The following is a 15,885-nucleotide window of genomic DNA, read 5'->3' on the forward strand; positions in this document are numbered from 1 at the left end:
TGCCGAGCCGGGAGAGCGCGGCCCCAGCCTATGCCTTGCTGTGGGAGAAGAGTTTCAGCACCGGCACCCCCACCTTGTGGCGGGCCCGGGAGGCCCAGTCGCGGTGGAAGAACTCCTCCACGTAGTGCGGGTCGGTCAGGACGATCACCTCGTCCGCGTGCACCTCTTCGACGAGCTTCTTCAGCGCGTCCAGCGGGTGGTCCTCGACGAGACGGCCCTCAGCGGTGTCGCCGGTCGTGCGCAGCGCCTTCAGGGACACCTCGAGCGCGCGCTCCCCCATGCTCCGGGCCTCGTCGCCCTCGGGGGTCTCGCCCTCGCGGACGGCCTCGTCGAGCTCGCCCAGGGCGACGTCGTCGATCGCTCTCAGCAGCCGGTCGGCCTGTTCCCCGCGTGGCTGGAGCAGGACGTGGAAGGCGACCGGCTCGTCCCCGTGCAGGGTGGTGACGAACTCCACGTCGGCGGACGTCAGGGCTTTCTCGATCATCAGTACGCTTGTGAACACCAGGCGCCCCTTACTCCTCGGAGGGCCCGCTGGCCCTCGCTGCTCCGTGGGCCGAGCCAGGCCCCCGCGGAGATCATCCTTCCCCGTGCGGGCGCGAGTACGGCCGGATTCAGTCTCGCCCGTCACCGCGCGGGACGGGCGGACGGTTCCGCCGATCGCCGGACCGGCGGCGGCTTCGGTCGTCGTACCGGTCGTCCTCCCTCCGTCGGTGGCGCCTGCGGCCGGGCCGGTCAGGCCCGCCGGTAGCGCGTGAACAGGAACCCGTCCTCCTCCAACACCGACGACAGCGTGAACCGTCGGGGAAGTGTCACTGAGGGTCCACCGGCGATGCGCTGAGCGTCACCCGCGGTGAGCATCGGCGAGACGGTGAGGCAGAGCTCGTCCAGCACGTCGGCGGCGATCAGCTGACCGAGCAGCCGGGGCCCGCCCTCCGTCAGCAGGCGGGTGTGTCCCAGCTCGGCGAGTGCGGGCACGGCCCGGCCGGGGTCCACCCCGGCGCCCTCCCCGGCGACGACCACGCGGGCGCCCGCCTTCCCGGCGGCGGCCACGCGCTCCGGATCGGCGCCGGCGCCGGTGAGCACCAGGGTGGGCACCAGCGGCGAGGTGAACAGGGGCAGGGAGAAGTCGAGGTCCAGGCTCGCCGAGACCACCGCGATCGCCGGCGCCGGGCCCTGCCCCGCGGCCTCGCGGGCCGCGGCGAACTCGGCGCGGGCGCGGGCCGGGCGGTAGCCCTCCTGCCGTACCGTTTCCGCACCGACCACGACCGCGTCCGCGAGGGCCCGCAGCACGCCGAAGACCCGCATGTCGGCCGGGCAGGAGACGGGCTGCGAGCGGCCCTCGTGCTGGGCGGCGCCGTCGAGGGTGGAGACCATGTTGCCGCGCAGCCAGTGCGCGGGCCCCTCGGGACCGGGCTCCGGGTAGGCGTAGGCGGCGGCCAGCTCGGCCAGGCTCCACTCCCGGCCGGCCGCCCCCTCGGCGGCTGCCGTCTCATCGGTCACGTCGGTCACGGGGAACAGGCGTCGCATGTCAGGCAGTCTTCCACGCCCCGTACGATGGGGGACCGTGTCGTCCTCCGCAGCCTCCCGTCCCGGTCCCATAGCCGACGTGACCCCGTTCTCGCTGTGCTCCCGCGAGCCGCACGTCCCCGCGGACCGGCTCGTCGCCGAGATGGTGCCGCCGCCGCGGTTCGACGCCGTCCGCTTCGGCACCTACATCCCCGACCCGAACCAGCCGAGCCAGACCGAGGCCGTGCGCGTCCTCGAGGGCTTCGCGGCGGGGCTCGGCGGGAAGCCGGGCGGGGACTCGGGCCGGCGCCGGCTGTTCGGTTTCGGCAAGGCGGCGAAGAAGGCCCCGTCCGGGCCGCGCGGGGTCTACCTCGACGGCGGCTACGGCGTCGGCAAGACGCACCTGCTGGCCTCCCTGTGGCACGCCACCCCGGCCGAGCCGGCGCTCAAGGCGTTCGGCACGTTCGTGGAGCTGACCAACCTGGTGGGCGCGCTCGGCTTCCAGCAGACCGTGAAGACGCTCTCCGGGCACCGGCTGCTGTGCATCGACGAGTTCGAGCTGGACGACCCGGGCGACACCGTGCTGGTGTCCACCCTGCTCGGCAAGCTGGTCGAGGCGGGCGTCGCGCTCGCCGCCACCTCCAACACGCTGCCGGGCAAGCTGGGCGAGGGCCGGTTCGCGGCGGCCGACTTCCTGCGCGAGATCCAGGGCCTGTCGGCGCACTTCCGCGCCCTGCGGATCGACGGCGAGGACTACCGGCACCGGGGCCTGCCCGAGGCGCCGCCGCCGTACTCCGACGACCTGGTGACCCGGGTGGCCCACGCCACCGAGGGCGCGTCGCTGGACGCCTTCCCCGACCTGCTGGACCACCTCGCCCGGGTCCACCCCAGCCGCTACGGCGCTCTCACCGACGGCATCGGCGCGGTGTGCCTCACCGGGGTGCGGCCGGTGCCGGACCAGTCGACCGCGCTGCGGCTCGTGGTCCTCGCGGACCGGCTCTACGACCGTGAGGTGCCGGTGCTCGCGTCGGGTCTGCCGTTCGACCAGCTGTTCAGCGAGGAGATGCTGAAGGGCGGCTACCGCAAGAAGTACTTCCGCGCGATCTCCCGCCTCACCGCTCTGGCCAGGGACGCCGAGAAGCTCGCCGACACCGTCTGACCGGGCGGCACCACCCGGCCGCGCGGACGTTCGACACCCGAACGGACCATCGGCGGCCACGGCAGTGATCCCGCCATCCCACGCGTTCTTTTCGGGCTGAGTGCGGCGTGGCCCTCCGATGGGACGGTGCGAACCGCCACGCAGGGTTACCGTGTTCTTGACCAACCGTTGACCTTGCGCGGATCCGCGACACCGGGTGCGAACCACCTTGTCAGGTACGCGTGTTGCGAGGTCGGGCGACCGACGGCCGCACCCCGGGCCTTGCCGTCGCTTTACCTCGGCCACCCCGTCCCGCGCCCCTCACGTCGTATCCGCGTATACGGTCCGTCACAACGCGGGCCAGTGATCAGCGGGACCGGTCCTCGTCGTGCCCGTCCGACGCGTCCCCACACGCGCCAGGAGGAACAGATGCACCGCCCTTCCGACCACCCCCGCTCGTCCGGCCGGCGCCCCGAACCGTCCGCCCGCCGCGCCGGAACACCCTCCGGACTCCACGCCCCCGGCGCCGTACCGCCACCCGCCGTCGCCCAGCGCCACGCCCGCCGCGCGTGCCGGACCCGGTGAGGGCACGCGTGCACCGCTTCCCCCATCTGCGGCAGGACGTCGCCGCCTCGCTCGTCGTCTTCCTCGTCGCCCTCCCGCTCTGCGTCGGCGTCGCCGTCGCCTCCGGGGTCCCCGCCGAACTCGGTCTCGTCACCGGCATCGTGGGCGGTCTGGTCACCGGCCTGCTGCCGGGCAGCAGCCTCCAGGTGTCCGGCCCCGCGGCCGGGCTCACCGTGCTGGTCTACCAGGCCGTGGACTCCTACGGGCTCCCCGCGCTCGGCGTGATCGTGCTCGCCGCCGGGCTGCTCCAGCTCGCCATGGGGGCGCTGCGGCTCGGCCGCTGGTTCCGGGCGATGTCGTTGTCCGTGATCGAGGGCATGCTGGCCGGCATCGGTCTGGTCCTGATCGCCGGCCAGCTCTACGCCGCCGCCGGGCTGGAGGCGCCCGCCGGGGGCGTCGAGAAGCTCCTCGGGCTGCCCGGGGCCGCCGCGGACGCCCTAGCCGGCCGGGAGGCGCTCGCCTCGCTGGCGGTCGGCGCGGGCACGGTCGTGGTGATGGTGCTGTGGCGGCGGCTGCCCGGACCGACCGGGGCCGTGCCGGGCGCGCTCGCCGCGGTGCTGCTCGCGACCGCGGTCACGGCGGCGTTCGCCGTGCCGGTCGCCACGGTCGAGGTGCGGGGGTTGTTCGAGTCCGTCCAGCCTCCCGGCGCCGAGACCCTCGGTGTCCTCACGGACGTGGGCGTGCTCGGCACGATCGTCGCGTTCACCCTCATCGCCTCCGCGGAGAGCCTGTTCAGCGCGGCGGCGGTGGACCGCCTGCACACCGGTCCGCGCACCCGCTACAACCGGGAGCTGATGGCACAGGGCGCGGGCAACACGGTCTGCGGGCTGCTCGGGGCGCTGCCCATGACCGCGGTCATCGTGCGCAGCTCGGCCAACGTCCAGGCGGGCGCGAGGACCAAGGCGTCCCGGGTGCTGCACGGGGTGTGGCTGCTGCTGTTCGCCGCGCTGCTGCCGTCCGCGCTGGCGCTGATCCCGCTGCCCGCGCTGGCGGGCATCCTGATCCACGCCGGCTGGAAGCTGATCCCGTTCCGGGGGCTGGTCACGCTGTGGCGCGGCCAGCGGGGCGAGGCGCTGATCCTCGTCGTCACGGCCGTGTCGATCGTCACGGTGAACATGTTCGAGGGCGTGCTGATCGGGCTGGCCCTGTCGGTGGTGAAGACGGCCTGGGAGTCGTCGAAGGTCAAGCTGGAGGTGACGGACAAGGGCGCGGGCCCCGTTCAGGTGCACCTCTCCGGCAACGCGACGTTCCTCCGCCTGCCGAAGATCCTGGACACCCTGGAGTCCCTCCCCCAGGACCGCCCGGTCGAACTCGACCTCACGGCCCTTCACCACCTTGACCACGCCTGCAGCACGGCACTGAGTCACTGGGCGGAACGCCACAGCGGCACGGACACACCGCCGGTGCGGCTGACCACGCGGTGAGACGCCCCGGGGGGGGCGGGACCTGCCCTGCCCCGGCACCCGGCGGCACCGGGTGCCGGACACCCCGTGGGGCCGTACGGGCGGGCCCGGGTCGCGGGACACGTGCGGCTCGCGTGGTTCACGGGATCGGCGGCAGGTGATAGACACGGCGGGGTCACAGTTCCTGTCCGCCAGCAGGAAGGTTTCCCCATGTCAGAAAACGGGTCCCCCCACGGCTCCACGGCAACCACCCGACGCCAGATGCTCGCCCGTTCCGGCGCCGTCGGTGTCGGCATCGCCTTCACCGGCGCCCTCTCCGAACTGTTCACCGACAGCGCCGCCGCGCAGAACCTCGGCCACTACGGCTACGGCGACCTCGTCCCCGACCCCGACGGAATGCTCGACCTGCCCAGGGGCTTCCGCTACGAAGTGCTCTCCAAGGAGGGCGACCGGCTTCGCTCCGGCGAGGGTCCCGTCCCCTCCAACCACGACGGCATGGCCGCCTTCGCCGGCCGGCAGGGCCGCACCCACCTGGTCCGCAACCACGAGAACCGCAACACCGGCAGAGTCCCGGTCCCGGTGATCGACGGCCTGACGTACGACCCGGAGGGCAAGGGCGGATGTACCGCGCTCACCCTCGACCGGCGCGGCCGCGTGGTCGACGAGCGCGTCGCGATCGCCGGCACGGCCGTCAACTGCGCGGGCGGGCCCACCCCGTGGCACACCTGGCTGACCTGCGAGGAGACCGAGGACAAGGCCGGCACCAACGGCTACACCAAGGACCACGGCTTCATCTTCGAGGTCGACGGCGCCGACCCCCGGCGGACGGGCGCAGTGCCGCTGACCGCGATGGGCCGCTTCCAGCACGAGGCGATCGCGGTGGACCCGAAGCGGGGCGTGGTCTACGAGACGGAGGACGCCTTCGACCACCCCTTCGGCCTGTTCTACCGCTTCCTGCCGAAGAAGCCGCTGGGCGGCACCGGTTCGCTGCGCGCGGGCGGCAGGCTCCAGGCGATGCGGGTGCCCGGCGTGCCGGACCTGTCGTCCATCCAGGAGATCGGCGCCCGTTTCGACGACATCGAGTGGGTCGACGTCCCGGACCCGCTGGCCGTCGAGACCCCGATCCGCTTCCAGGACTTCGGCCGGAAGGGCATCACCCACGCGCAGAAGCTGGAGGGCTGCTACTGGGGCGGCCGTTCCGTCTACTTCGTGTCCTCCTTCGCCCACGCCTCGGAGGGTTCGGCAGCCGACCACTACGGCCAGATCTGGCGCTACGACCCGGACCGGCGCCGCCTCACCCTGGTGATCGTCTTCGGCCCGGACACCGACATCCAGCTGCCCGGCGAGTCCCCGGACAACATCTGCCTCGCGCCCAGCGGCGGTCTGATGGTGTGCGAGGACGGCGGCGGCGCCCAGCACGTCTACGGCGTCACCCGGCGCGGCGAGGTCTACCCGATGGCCCGCAACCGCCAGAACACGGGGACGGCCGAGGAACCGGAGTGGGGCGAGTTCGCGGGCGTCACCTTCTCCCCGGACGGCCGCACGATGTACGTCAACGTCTACGACCCGGGCACGACGTTCGCCGTGACCGGCCCCTGGCGCCGATAGCACCGGAGGTACGGAGGCGGTGAGGGCGGGTGCGGCACACGCCCCGCCCTCACCGCGCCCGCAGACGCCGCCGTGAAGCCCCCGCGGCGGGGTACCCGTCCCCGCATGACGCAGAAGCAGCACTCGGGTGACTCGTACTGGCTGAACACCGCGCCCGGCGGGGAGCGCCGCCCCGCCCTGGCCGACAGCCTCGACGTCGACGTGGCGGTGATCGGCGGCGGCATCGCCGGTCTGTGCACCGCGTGGGAGCTGGCCCGGGCGGGGCGCAGCGTGGCGGTGCTGGAGGCGGACCGGCTCGCGGCGGGCGTCACCGGGCACACCACGGCCAAGGTCACCGCGCTGCACTCGCTGGTCTACGACAAGCTGCGCCGCACCCGCGGCAGCGAGGGCGCACGGCTGTACGCCCGGTCGCAGGCGGAGGCGATCGAGCGGACCGCCGGGGTGGTGGAGGAGCTGGGCGTCGAGTGCGAGTGGGAGCGGCGCGGCTCGTACACGTACGTGACGGAAGCGGACCGGGTGGAGGAGGTGCGCGCGGAGGCGCGGGCCGCGCGGGAGGCGGGTCTGCCCGCGTCGTTCGTGACGGAGACGGGGCTGCCGTTCCCGGTGGCGGGCGCGGTGGAGGTGCCGGGGCAGGCGCAGTTCCATCCGCGCAAGTACCTGCTGGCGCTCGCCGACGACATCGAGGCGCACGGCGGCCGCCTGTACGAGGACACCGCCGTGCTGGGCCTGGAGGAGGGCGAGCCGTGCCGGCTGTCGACGTCGACCGGGGCGTTCGTGACGGCCCGGGACGTCGTGGTCGCCACGCACTACCCGGTGTTCGACCGCGCGCTGCTGTTCACCCGCCTCTCCCCGCGCCGTGAGCTGGTCGTCGCGGGACCGGTGCCGGCGGAGCTGGACCCGGAGGGCATGTACATCACCCCCTACGGCGGCTCCCGCTCGGTGCGCACCGCGCCCTACGGCGACGACGCGTCCCGCCGGCTGCTGGTGGTCACCGGCGAGCACTTCACGCCGGGCACCGGCGACACCCGCGCCCGCTTCGACCGGCTGGCGCAGTGGGCGCGCCGGCACTTCCCCGGTGTGGAGCTGACGCACTTCTGGGCCACGCAGGACAACGACCCCACCGACACGGTGCCGCTGGTCGGGCCGCTGCACCAGGGCGCCGAGCACACCTACGTGGCCACCGGCTTCGGCGGCTGGGGCATGAGCGGCGGCATGATGGCGGGACGGCTGCTCGCCGCGCGGATCACGGGCGGGGAGTGCGCGTGGGCGGGGCTTTACGACCCGCGGCGCCTGGCCTCGGCCGTGCGGGAGGCGCCTGCCTTCCTCAAGCATCAGGCACAGGTCGCCGGGCACTTCGTCGGGGACCGGCTGCGCCCGTCGCCCCCGGTGGAGGCGCTGCCGCCGGGCGAGGGGGCGGTGGTGCGCACGGAGAGCGGACGGCTCGCGGTGTACCGGGACGACGACGGCGCCCTGCACGCGGTGTCCGCCCGCTGCACCCACATGGGGTGCCTGGTCGACTTCAACGCGGCCGAGCGCGCGTGGGAGTGCCCGTGCCACGGGTCCCGTTTCGACACGGAGGGGAACGTCGTGCAAGGGCCGGCGACCAAGCCGCTGGAGCGGCGGGACATCTGAGCCCGCCCCGCGCCGGAGGGGCAGGCCGGGCCGGAGGGGCGGGCCGGGCCGGCACGAGCCCCCTCCGACCGGGTGAGCGTGCCGACGTCCCCGCCCGAGCCGTGACGGCCACCGCCGACCGCCACCCTACTGTCATACGGTGATCACACTTTCACGTCGTGTTATCGCCGTCTCTGTCCTCGCCGCCGCCCTCACCGCCTGCGGCTCCTCCGCAGGTCCCGCCGCGCGCCCTCCCGCCCCCGCACCCTCCCCCGCCGCCCCGTCGGCGCCGCCCACGCTCGCCGCGGGCCCCGCGGGTCTCACCCCGGTCTTCGAACACGGCCCCCGGGACGCCGGACGGACCGTCGCCCTCACCTTCGACGCCGACATGACCGCCGACCAGGGGCCGAGGGCCGCGGCGGGCGAGCGCTTCGACCACCCGCGGCTGATCGGGACGCTCCGGACGCTGAAGGTGCCGGCGACGGTGTTCATGACGGGCCGGTGGGCCGAGGAGTACCCGGACCAGGCCCGCGCCATCGGCCGCGACCCGCTCTTCGAGGTCGCCAACCACTCGTACAGCCACTACGCCTTCACCGGCGACTGCTACGGCCTGCCCACGGTGCCCGGGGAGCGGATGCGGGCCGACGTGGAGCGGGCGTACCAGGCGTTCCGCACGGTGGGCGTGCCCGCTCCGATGCCGTACTTCCGCTTCCCGGGCGGCTGTTACGACCGGCAGGCCCTCAAGGCGCTCACCCCGGCCGGCGTCACGGCCGTGCAGTGGGACGTCGTCGGCGGCGACGCCTTCGCCACCGACCCGGACGCGGTGGCCCGCCAGGTGCTGGACGGGGTGCGGCCCGGCTCGGTGGTGGTCCTGCACTGCACCCGCAGCGCCGCCCCGACGACGGAGGAGGCGGTACGGAAGATCGTCCCGGAGCTGCGCCGCCAGGGCTACCGCTTCGTCAAGGTGTCCGAGCTGATCGGCGCGGTGAACGGACGCGGCTGACCGTCCTACGCTGGAGACATGAGCGACGACGTGACCGACCGCGACTACTGCCTCGTGGGCACGGACCGCCCGCCGAAGGCGGACGGTCCGCCCTACGCGGCGTGCGTCCAGTGCCAGGAGCCCACGGAGTACCCGGAGTCCTGCAAGGGCATCACACTGTGCCCGGTCTGCGAATGGCGCGAGGCGGAGCGCACCTCCTGCTCCGGCTGACCGGCTGACCGGCTGACCGGCTGACCGGGCAGGGTCCGGCTCACGGCAGGAACACGGCCAGGAGGTGCCCTTCGCTACCGCCGCCCGGGTTCCGCACGCGCCGACTGGAACGCCTCGGACAACGTCTCCGCGGCGCCGGCCAGGATCCCCCTGGTCGCGCCCTTGGAGCCGGACTCGCGCATCTTGTCGGGGAGTTCGGTCAGCCCTGCGGGCTTACGCGGACCCGACTCCAGGTCCAGCCGGTTGCACGCCTCGGCGAAACGAAGGTAGGTGTCGACGCTCGCCACCACGATGCGAATGTCGATCTTGAGTATCTCGATCCCGACCAGCGACACCCGCACGAACGCGTCGATCACCAGCCCTCGGTCGAGGATCAGCTCCAGTACGTCGTAGAGACCGCTGGAGCCTCCTCCGCCACGCTGCGGCACCGCCTGAGTCATCGCGCACCATCCCTTCCCCCACCCTGGTGCCCCCTCCACGGCCCTTGATGTCCGCCGGTGCCGTCCGGCACCGCCCCCGTCCCGCTTGGCACACTGGACGGGTGAACAACGACCGGACGACACCCGCCCCCGACAGCCCCTTCCGACCCGACCCGGGCGACCGCGACGCGGCGCCGCAGTTCGTGCTGCCGCTGGTGGTCCGTCTCGAGCGCGGCTCGCCGCCCGCGCGGACGGACGCGCTGGAGACGGCGGCCCGCGCGGTGCTGGTGATGCTGACCGACGAGCGGTCGGTGGGCGAGGGTGAGTGGGCGCGGGCGATCCGCGACTGGCAGGACGCGCGGATCCGCAAGGTGGTGCGGCGGGCGCGCGGCGCGGAGTGGCGGCGCGCGGAGGCGCTCCCCGGGATCACCGTGACCGGGAAGGCGGCCGAGGTGCGGGTCTTCCCGCCGGTGCCGCTGGACGGCTGGCCCAAGGACCTGGCCCGGCTCCAGGTGTCCGGCACCGACCTCGACGACCCGGACCCGGTGCCGCCCGCGGACCCCGGCGTGCCCACGCTCTGGATGAACCCGGAGCTGGAGATGTCCGCCGGCAAGGCGATGGCCCAGGCCGGGCACGGCGCCCAACTAGCCTGGTGGGCACTGCCGGACGCGGCCCGCGAGGCCTGGCACGCGGCCGGCTTCCCGCTCGCCGTGCGCGCGGCCGACCCCGCCGGCTGGCCGGCGCTGACCGGTGCCGGCCTGCCGACGGTGCGCGACGCGGGCTTCACGGAGATCGCCCCCGGCTCGTGCACCGTGGTGGCGGACCACCCCGCGCTGCGCTGACCCGGGGCGTCCCCCGGATGGGTTGTGCGGCCGTGCGGCTGCCGTCGGCCCGCCGGAGGCTGGGCGCATGCCGACACGACGTACGACAGCCGCTGCCCTGCTGTCCGGCGCCGTCCTGCTCTCCGCCTCCCTGGCCGCCTGCGGCCCGGCCGGCGAGGGCGGGGCCGGAGGCGGAGGCGGCGAGGAGGACGACCGCGGACGGATATGGGCGCAGTCCTTGAACTGGAAGGACTGCCCCGCACCGTCCCCCCTGCAAGGCGGCGGCCAGGCGCCCGAGCCGTTGCCGGACGGCACCCGCTGGCAGTGCGCCGCCATGCGGGCGCCCCTGGACTGGGACAGACCCGGCGGTGAGACCGTCGACGTCGCTCTGATCCGGGCGGCGTCCCGCGCGGACACAGCCGACCGCATCGGCTCGCTGCTGTTCAACTTCGGCGGGCCCGGCGAGTCAGGCGTGGCCGCCCTGCCCGCCCTCGCTCCCGACTACGAGCAACTCCGGTCCCGCTACGACCTGGTGAGCTTCGACCCGCGCGGGGTCGGGGCGAGCGCCGGGGTCACCTGCCTGGACGCCGAGGCGGCGCAGGCGATGGCCCAGCAGGACGACACCCCCGACGACGGCGACGACGAGGTGACCGCGCTGCTCCAGGCGCGGCAGCGGTACGCGGACGCCTGCGAACGGGAGTCGGGGCGCGTGCTGCCGCACGTGGGCACCGAGGACGCCGCCCGCGACATGGACCTGCTGCGCCATCTGCTCGGCGACGACAAGCTGCACTACTTCGGGATCTCCTACGGCACCGAACTCGGCGGCGTGTACGCCCACTTGTTCCCCCAGCACGTCGGCCGTGCCGTCCTGGACGGCGTCGTCGACCCGACGCTGGACCAGATGGAGGGGGCGCTCGCACAGGCGGGCGGGTTCCAGCTCGCCTTCGACCACTTCGCCCAGTGGTGCGTGGACACCGGGTGCGCCCTCGGCGACACCCCGGAGGAGATCACGCGGCTCGTCATGGAACTGGAGGAGACCCTGGACGACGAGCCGCTGTCCGTCGACGGGGAGAGGGTGTTCACCGGCTCCCAGCTGATCGACGCCGTCGTGCAGGCGCTCTACCTGGAGACCGCCTGGCCCGCGCTGGAGGTCGGCCTGCAACTCCTCGCCGCCGACGAGGGCGGGACCCTGCTCGGCCTCGCGGACGCCCTCGGCGGCCGTCACGCCGACGGCTGGAGCGACCGGCAGGACGCCCGGACCGCCATCACCTGCGCCGACCGCAGCGACCGCTACACCGTGGACGACGTGCTGGAACGGGCCGCCGCGTTCGAGAAGGCGTCCCCGCTCTTCGGCGACACCATGGTGTGGGGCGCGCTGGAGTGCACCGACTGGCCGGTGCGGGGCAAGGCCGCGCACCCGGACGTGAGCGCGCCGGGAGCGCCGCCGATCCTGCTCGTCGGCAACACCGGCGACCCCGCGACGCCGTACGAGGGCGCCGCCCGGATGGCGGAGCGGCTCGGCAAGGGCGTCGGGGTGGAACTCACCTACGAGGGCGAGGGCCACGGCGCGTACGACTCGGGCAGCACCTGTGTGCGCAAGGCCGTGAACGCGTACCTGCTGGACGGCACGGTGCCGGCGGCGGGGACCGTGTGCGAGCGGGAGCCGCTCCGGGGCAAGGGGTGACGCCGCCGCCCTGAGGCGGGAGCCGGCCCGGTGGATCCGTGGGGACACGGATCCACCGGGCCGGCCGCGTCATGCGCGCACGACTCTTGCCGTGTCCATGGCGGCCGGTGTACCAATGAGGCGCGGAACTTGAATGTTGTTCATGTTTTGTTCGCCGGGGGCCGACCGACCCTGAGGAGCAGCGTATGACCGCGGAACGTCCTCCCTTGCGCAGCCGCCGGACCGTCCTGAGGGCGGGCGCCGTGACCGGCCTCGGGCTCGCGGGCGCGCACCTGGTCCCACCGGGCGCCGCTGCCGCCGCCACGGGAAGCGGCAGCGGGTATCTCGTCGGCCGGGGCATCTCCGACGCCACCGGCGAGGTCGCCGAGGTGGGCATGATGGGCTACGGCCGCTTCGACCAGCAGGCGGCGGGGCTCCACACCCGGCTGCGGGCGCGGGCGTTCGTCGTGGCCGAGCAGGCGACGGGGCGCCGCGTGCTGCTGATCGTCGCCGACTCCCCCATGATCTTCGAGAGCGTGCACCGGGCGGTGCTGCAACGGCTGCGGCAGGCCTACGGCGATACGTACACCGCGCGCAACGTCCTCATCACCGCCACCCACACGCACGCGGGCCCCGGTGGCTACTCGCACCATCTCCTCTACAACACCACGACGTTCGGCTTCCACAAGGCGACCTTCGAAGCGGTGGCGGACGGCCTGTTCGAGGCGGCGCGCAACGCGCACGAGGACCTCGCCCCATCCGAACTGGTGCTCAGCCACTCCGCGTTGACCGGCGCCAGCGTCAACCGCTCGAAGACCGCCTTCGACCGCAACCCGAAGGCCGACCGCGACCACTTCCCGGACGGCGTCGACACCCTGACCACACTGCTGCGGGTGGAGCGGGAGGGCCGCACGGTCGGCGCGGTCAACTGGTTCCCGGTGCACGGCACCAGCATGTCCGGCGACAACCGCCTGATCAGCGCCGACAACAAGGGCTACGCCGCCTACCACTGGGAGCGCGAGGTCCACGGCGTGGACTATCTCGCCGACGGCGCACCGGAGTTCGTGTCGGCGTTCGCCCAGACCAACAGCGGCGACATGTCACCCAACCTGGACCTGGTGCCGCCCACCACACCCGCCGACTTCGAAGCCACCCGCACCAGCGGGCTGCGGCAGTACGAGGCGGCCGCGGCGCAGGCGGACGCGCCGGGCGTGCGACTGTCCGGGCCGGTCGACTCACGGCTGGTGTACGTGGACCTCTCCGACGTCACCGTGCGCCCGGAGTTCACGGGCGACGGGAAGACCCACCGCACCTCCAAGCCGTGCGTCGGCGCGGCGATGGCGGCGGGCAGCCTCGAGGACGGGCCCGCCTTCCCCGGCTTCGACGAGGGTGACAACCCCTTCTGGGACGCGATCTCGAACTCGCTCGTCTACACGGTGTCCCCCGAACTGAAGCAGGCGCAGGCGCCGAAGGGCGTCTTCGTGCCGATCGGGGAGATGAACCGGATCTACCCGTGGGTGCAGGAGCGGGTGCCGGTGATGCTGGTCCGCATCGGCGGCCTGTACCTCATCGGCATCCCCGGCGAGGTCACCGTCTGCGCGGGCCTGCGGCTGCGGCGCACGGTCGCCGGGATCGTCGGCGCGGACCTCGACGACGTCCTGGTCGCCGGGTACAGCAACTCCTACTTCCACTACGTGACCACGCCGGAGGAGTACGACGCCCAGCAGTACGAGGGCGGCAGCACCCTGTTCGGGCGCTGGCAGCTCCCCGCGCTCCAGCAGACCGCGGCCGAGCTGGCGGTCTCCCTGCGCGACGGCACGGACCTGCCGCTCGGGCCGGAGCCGCCGGACCTGACCGGCAAGGCGCTCTCGCTCCAGCCCGGCGTGGTGCTGGACGCGCCGCCCCTCTTCCGGAAGTTCGGCGACGTACTGGTGCCGCCCCGGGAGAACTACCGGACGGGGGAACGCGTCGAGGTCGTCTTCGCCGGCGCCCATCCAAGCAACGACCTGCACCGGGGCGACACGTATCTGCGGATCGAGCGGCGGGACTCCGGCGGCGCTTGGCGCACCGTCGCCGACGACGGCGACTGGGCGACCCGCTTCCACTGGGCCCGCGACGGCATCGCCGCGTCCAAGGTGACCGTCACCTGGGACATCCCCCAGGGCACACCCTCGGGCACCTACCGCGTCGTCTACCGCGGCGACGCGAAGAGCCTGGGCGGGAAGATCTCGTCGGTCGAGGGTGTGTCGACGGCCTTCCAGGTGCGGTGAGCCTGCCTGAGCCGCGGGTGATCACGCGGCTCATGACGCTCGTGCTGCCGCACCCCAGTGACCACGCGTCGGGCGGCGGGCATTCCCCGACGGTCCTCTCCCAACCTCAAATGTTCCTCTGAAGGCGGCCGCAGGGCGGTTCGGGCGCGAAGCCGCGGGTCATATCCCCGGCACGTCCGGCACGTCCGTGCGGACGGACCGGGGGCCGGGCGGGAACGCCGGGGTGGAGGAGGGGACGGGGATGACGACGGTGCGGCTGGGGACCGGGATCGGGTGGCGTCCGGAGATCGCGGACGCGGTGGAGGCGATGCCGGGCATCGACTGGGTCGAGGTGGTGGCGGAGAACGTCTGCCCCGGCCATCCGCCCGCGTCGCTGCTGAGGCTGCGCGAGCGTGGCGTGACCGTCGTGCCGCACGGCGTCTCCCTGGGGCTCGGCGGCGCCGAACGCCCCGACGAAGGGCGGCTCACCGCGCTCGCCGAGCGGGCCGTGGCGCTGGGCTCGCCCCTGGTCACCGAGCACATCGCGTTCGTGCGGGCGGGCGGCCCGCTGACCGCGTCCCCCGGCATCGAGGCCGGGCACCTGCTGCCGGTGCCGCGCACCCGCGACGCCCTCGACGTCTTGTGCGAGAACGTCCGCATCGCCCAGGACGCGCTCCCGGTGCCGCTCGCGGTGGAGAACATCGCCGCGCTGTTCTCCTGGCCCGGCGAGGAGATGACCGAGGGACAGTTCCTGTACGAGCTGGCCGACCGCACCGGCGTGCGGCTGCTCATCGACGTCGCCAACCTGCACACCAACCACGTCAACCGCGGCGAGGACCCGGCCGAGGCGCTCGCCGTACTCCCCCTGGAGGCCATCGCGTACGTCCATGTCGCGGGCGGGTTCGAGCGGGACGGCGTGTGGCACGACAGCCACGCCCACCCGGTACCGCAGCCGGTCCTCGACGTCCTCACGGACCTCGCCTCCCGCGTCTCGCCGCCGGGCCTGCTGCTGGAGCGGGACGAGAACTTCCCGCCCGCTGCGGAGCTGGAGCGCGAACTGGAGGCGATCCGCGGGGCGGTGGCGGCGGGCGACCTGGTCCGCGGGGATGCGGCGCCGGAGCGCGTGCGGGAGCCGGCCGCCGTCGAGCCCGTCGCCGGGGCCGCCCGGGAGCGGCTGGCGCTGGCCCAGACGGCGGTGCTGTCCTCGCTGGTCGCGGGGACGCCGGTGCCCGAAGGGTTCGACCGGACGCGGATGCGGGTGCAGGCGCGGGCGCTGGCCGCCAAGCGGGCGGACGTCGTCGCGAAGGTGGCCCCGGAGCTGCCGGAGCTCCTCGGCGACGGCTACCGGCCGGCCTTCCTCGCGTACGCGCAGACCCGCCCCATGACGGGCGGCTACCGGCACGACGCGATGGCCTTCGTGGAACACCTCCTGCGTCCCGGCCGCCTCGACGGCCCCCGGACGCGCCGCGCCCTGCGCGAGTGGCACCGCGACCGCTCGGGCCCCCGCCCCCGCTCCCACCGCCCGACGATCCGCCTCGCCCGCGCCACCCGCCGGGCACTGCTGCGCCGCTGACGCCCTCCGGGTCACCCACCGGGACGCCGTCGGCCCGGACCGGAACGTCACATACCC

Annotated in this window: 13 protein-coding genes; 10 read left to right on the plus strand and 3 right to left on the minus strand. The window is 74.0% G+C overall.

The genetic code is table 11. The features are described 5' to 3' along the window. Positions 1 to 28 precede the first annotated feature (28 nt). Positions 29 to 484, minus strand: coding sequence for a hypothetical protein (locus ACF1AG_RS07370; protein ID WP_048455565.1), 456 nt, complete (start codon positions 482 to 484; stop codon positions 29 to 31). Between the two features lie 248 nt (positions 485 to 732). After that, positions 733 to 1,527, minus strand: coding sequence for a pyrimidine reductase family protein (locus ACF1AG_RS07375; RefSeq protein ID WP_391809451.1), 795 nt, complete (start codon positions 1,525 to 1,527; stop codon positions 733 to 735). Here ACF1AG_RS07375 and zapE point away from each other — a divergent pair. The 6 genes from zapE to ACF1AG_RS07405 all read left to right on the plus strand — a co-directional run bounded on the left by zapE (position 1,526) and on the right by ACF1AG_RS07405 (position 9,103). Further along, entirely contained in the window at positions 1,526 to 2,665 is a 1,140-nt protein-coding gene (gene zapE / locus ACF1AG_RS07380; protein ID WP_391809452.1) for a cell division protein ZapE, read from the plus strand. The two genes, ACF1AG_RS07375 and zapE, sit on opposite strands and share 2 nt — an antisense overlap. Before the next feature lie 572 nt (positions 2,666 to 3,237). Next, a complete protein-coding gene (locus tag ACF1AG_RS07385; protein WP_391809453.1) occupies positions 3,238 to 4,692 on the plus strand; it encodes a SulP family inorganic anion transporter in 1,455 nt (484 codons plus the stop codon). A gap of 189 nt (positions 4,693 to 4,881) precedes the next feature. Further along, positions 4,882 to 6,279, plus strand: coding sequence for a PhoX family protein (locus ACF1AG_RS07390; protein ID WP_391809454.1), 1,398 nt, complete (start codon positions 4,882 to 4,884; stop codon positions 6,277 to 6,279). A 105-nt stretch (positions 6,280 to 6,384) separates the two neighbouring features. Beyond that, on the plus strand, positions 6,385 to 7,911 hold the full coding sequence (locus ACF1AG_RS07395) for an FAD-dependent oxidoreductase (RefSeq protein ID WP_391809455.1): 1,527 nt from the start codon (positions 6,385 to 6,387) through the stop codon (positions 7,909 to 7,911). 139 nt (positions 7,912 to 8,050) lie between these two features. After that, positions 8,051 to 8,893: a polysaccharide deacetylase family protein gene (locus ACF1AG_RS07400; protein WP_387795452.1), complete on the plus strand. Its 843-nt coding sequence runs from the start codon at positions 8,051 to 8,053 to the stop codon at positions 8,891 to 8,893. 18 nt (positions 8,894 to 8,911) lie between these two features. Next, complete coding sequence (locus ACF1AG_RS07405) at positions 8,912 to 9,103, plus strand: hypothetical protein (protein WP_387795454.1); 192 nt, start codon at positions 8,912 to 8,914, stop codon at positions 9,101 to 9,103. Between the two features lie 74 nt (positions 9,104 to 9,177). Here the strand turns inward: ACF1AG_RS07405 and gvpJ are convergent, their stop codons facing one another. After that, positions 9,178 to 9,543: a gas vesicle protein GvpJ gene (gvpJ, locus tag ACF1AG_RS07410; protein ID WP_359606495.1), complete on the minus strand. Its 366-nt coding sequence runs from the start codon at positions 9,541 to 9,543 to the stop codon at positions 9,178 to 9,180. A gap of 101 nt (positions 9,544 to 9,644) precedes the next feature. Between gvpJ and ACF1AG_RS07415 the strand changes: the two genes are divergently transcribed. The 4 genes from ACF1AG_RS07415 (at position 9,645) to ACF1AG_RS07430 (ending at position 15,828) form a co-directional block, all read left to right on the plus strand. Further along, the gene (locus ACF1AG_RS07415; RefSeq protein WP_387795456.1) at positions 9,645 to 10,364 is read left to right on the plus strand and encodes a peptidyl-tRNA hydrolase; all 720 of its coding nucleotides are present in this window, start codon (positions 9,645 to 9,647) and stop codon (positions 10,362 to 10,364) included. 67 nt (positions 10,365 to 10,431) lie between these two features. Beyond that, positions 10,432 to 12,027 carry an alpha/beta hydrolase gene (locus ACF1AG_RS07420; RefSeq protein WP_387795458.1) on the plus strand — a complete coding sequence of 532 codons (1,596 nt, stop codon included), beginning with the start codon at positions 10,432 to 10,434 and terminating at the stop codon, positions 12,025 to 12,027. A 185-nt stretch (positions 12,028 to 12,212) separates the two neighbouring features. Next, positions 12,213 to 14,276, plus strand: a complete 2,064-nt coding sequence (locus ACF1AG_RS07425) for a neutral/alkaline ceramidase (RefSeq protein WP_391809456.1) — start codon at positions 12,213 to 12,215, stop codon at positions 14,274 to 14,276. Between the two features lie 241 nt (positions 14,277 to 14,517). Next, positions 14,518 to 15,828 carry a DUF692 domain-containing protein gene (locus ACF1AG_RS07430; protein ID WP_359606487.1) on the plus strand — a complete coding sequence of 437 codons (1,311 nt, stop codon included), beginning with the start codon at positions 14,518 to 14,520 and terminating at the stop codon, positions 15,826 to 15,828. Positions 15,829 to 15,885: the final 57 nt, after the last annotated feature.

Origin of the sequence: Streptomyces sp. NPDC014764, assembly GCF_043082785.1 — a bacterium.
Classification (GTDB): domain Bacteria; phylum Actinomycetota; class Actinomycetes; order Streptomycetales; family Streptomycetaceae; genus Streptomyces; species Streptomyces althioticus.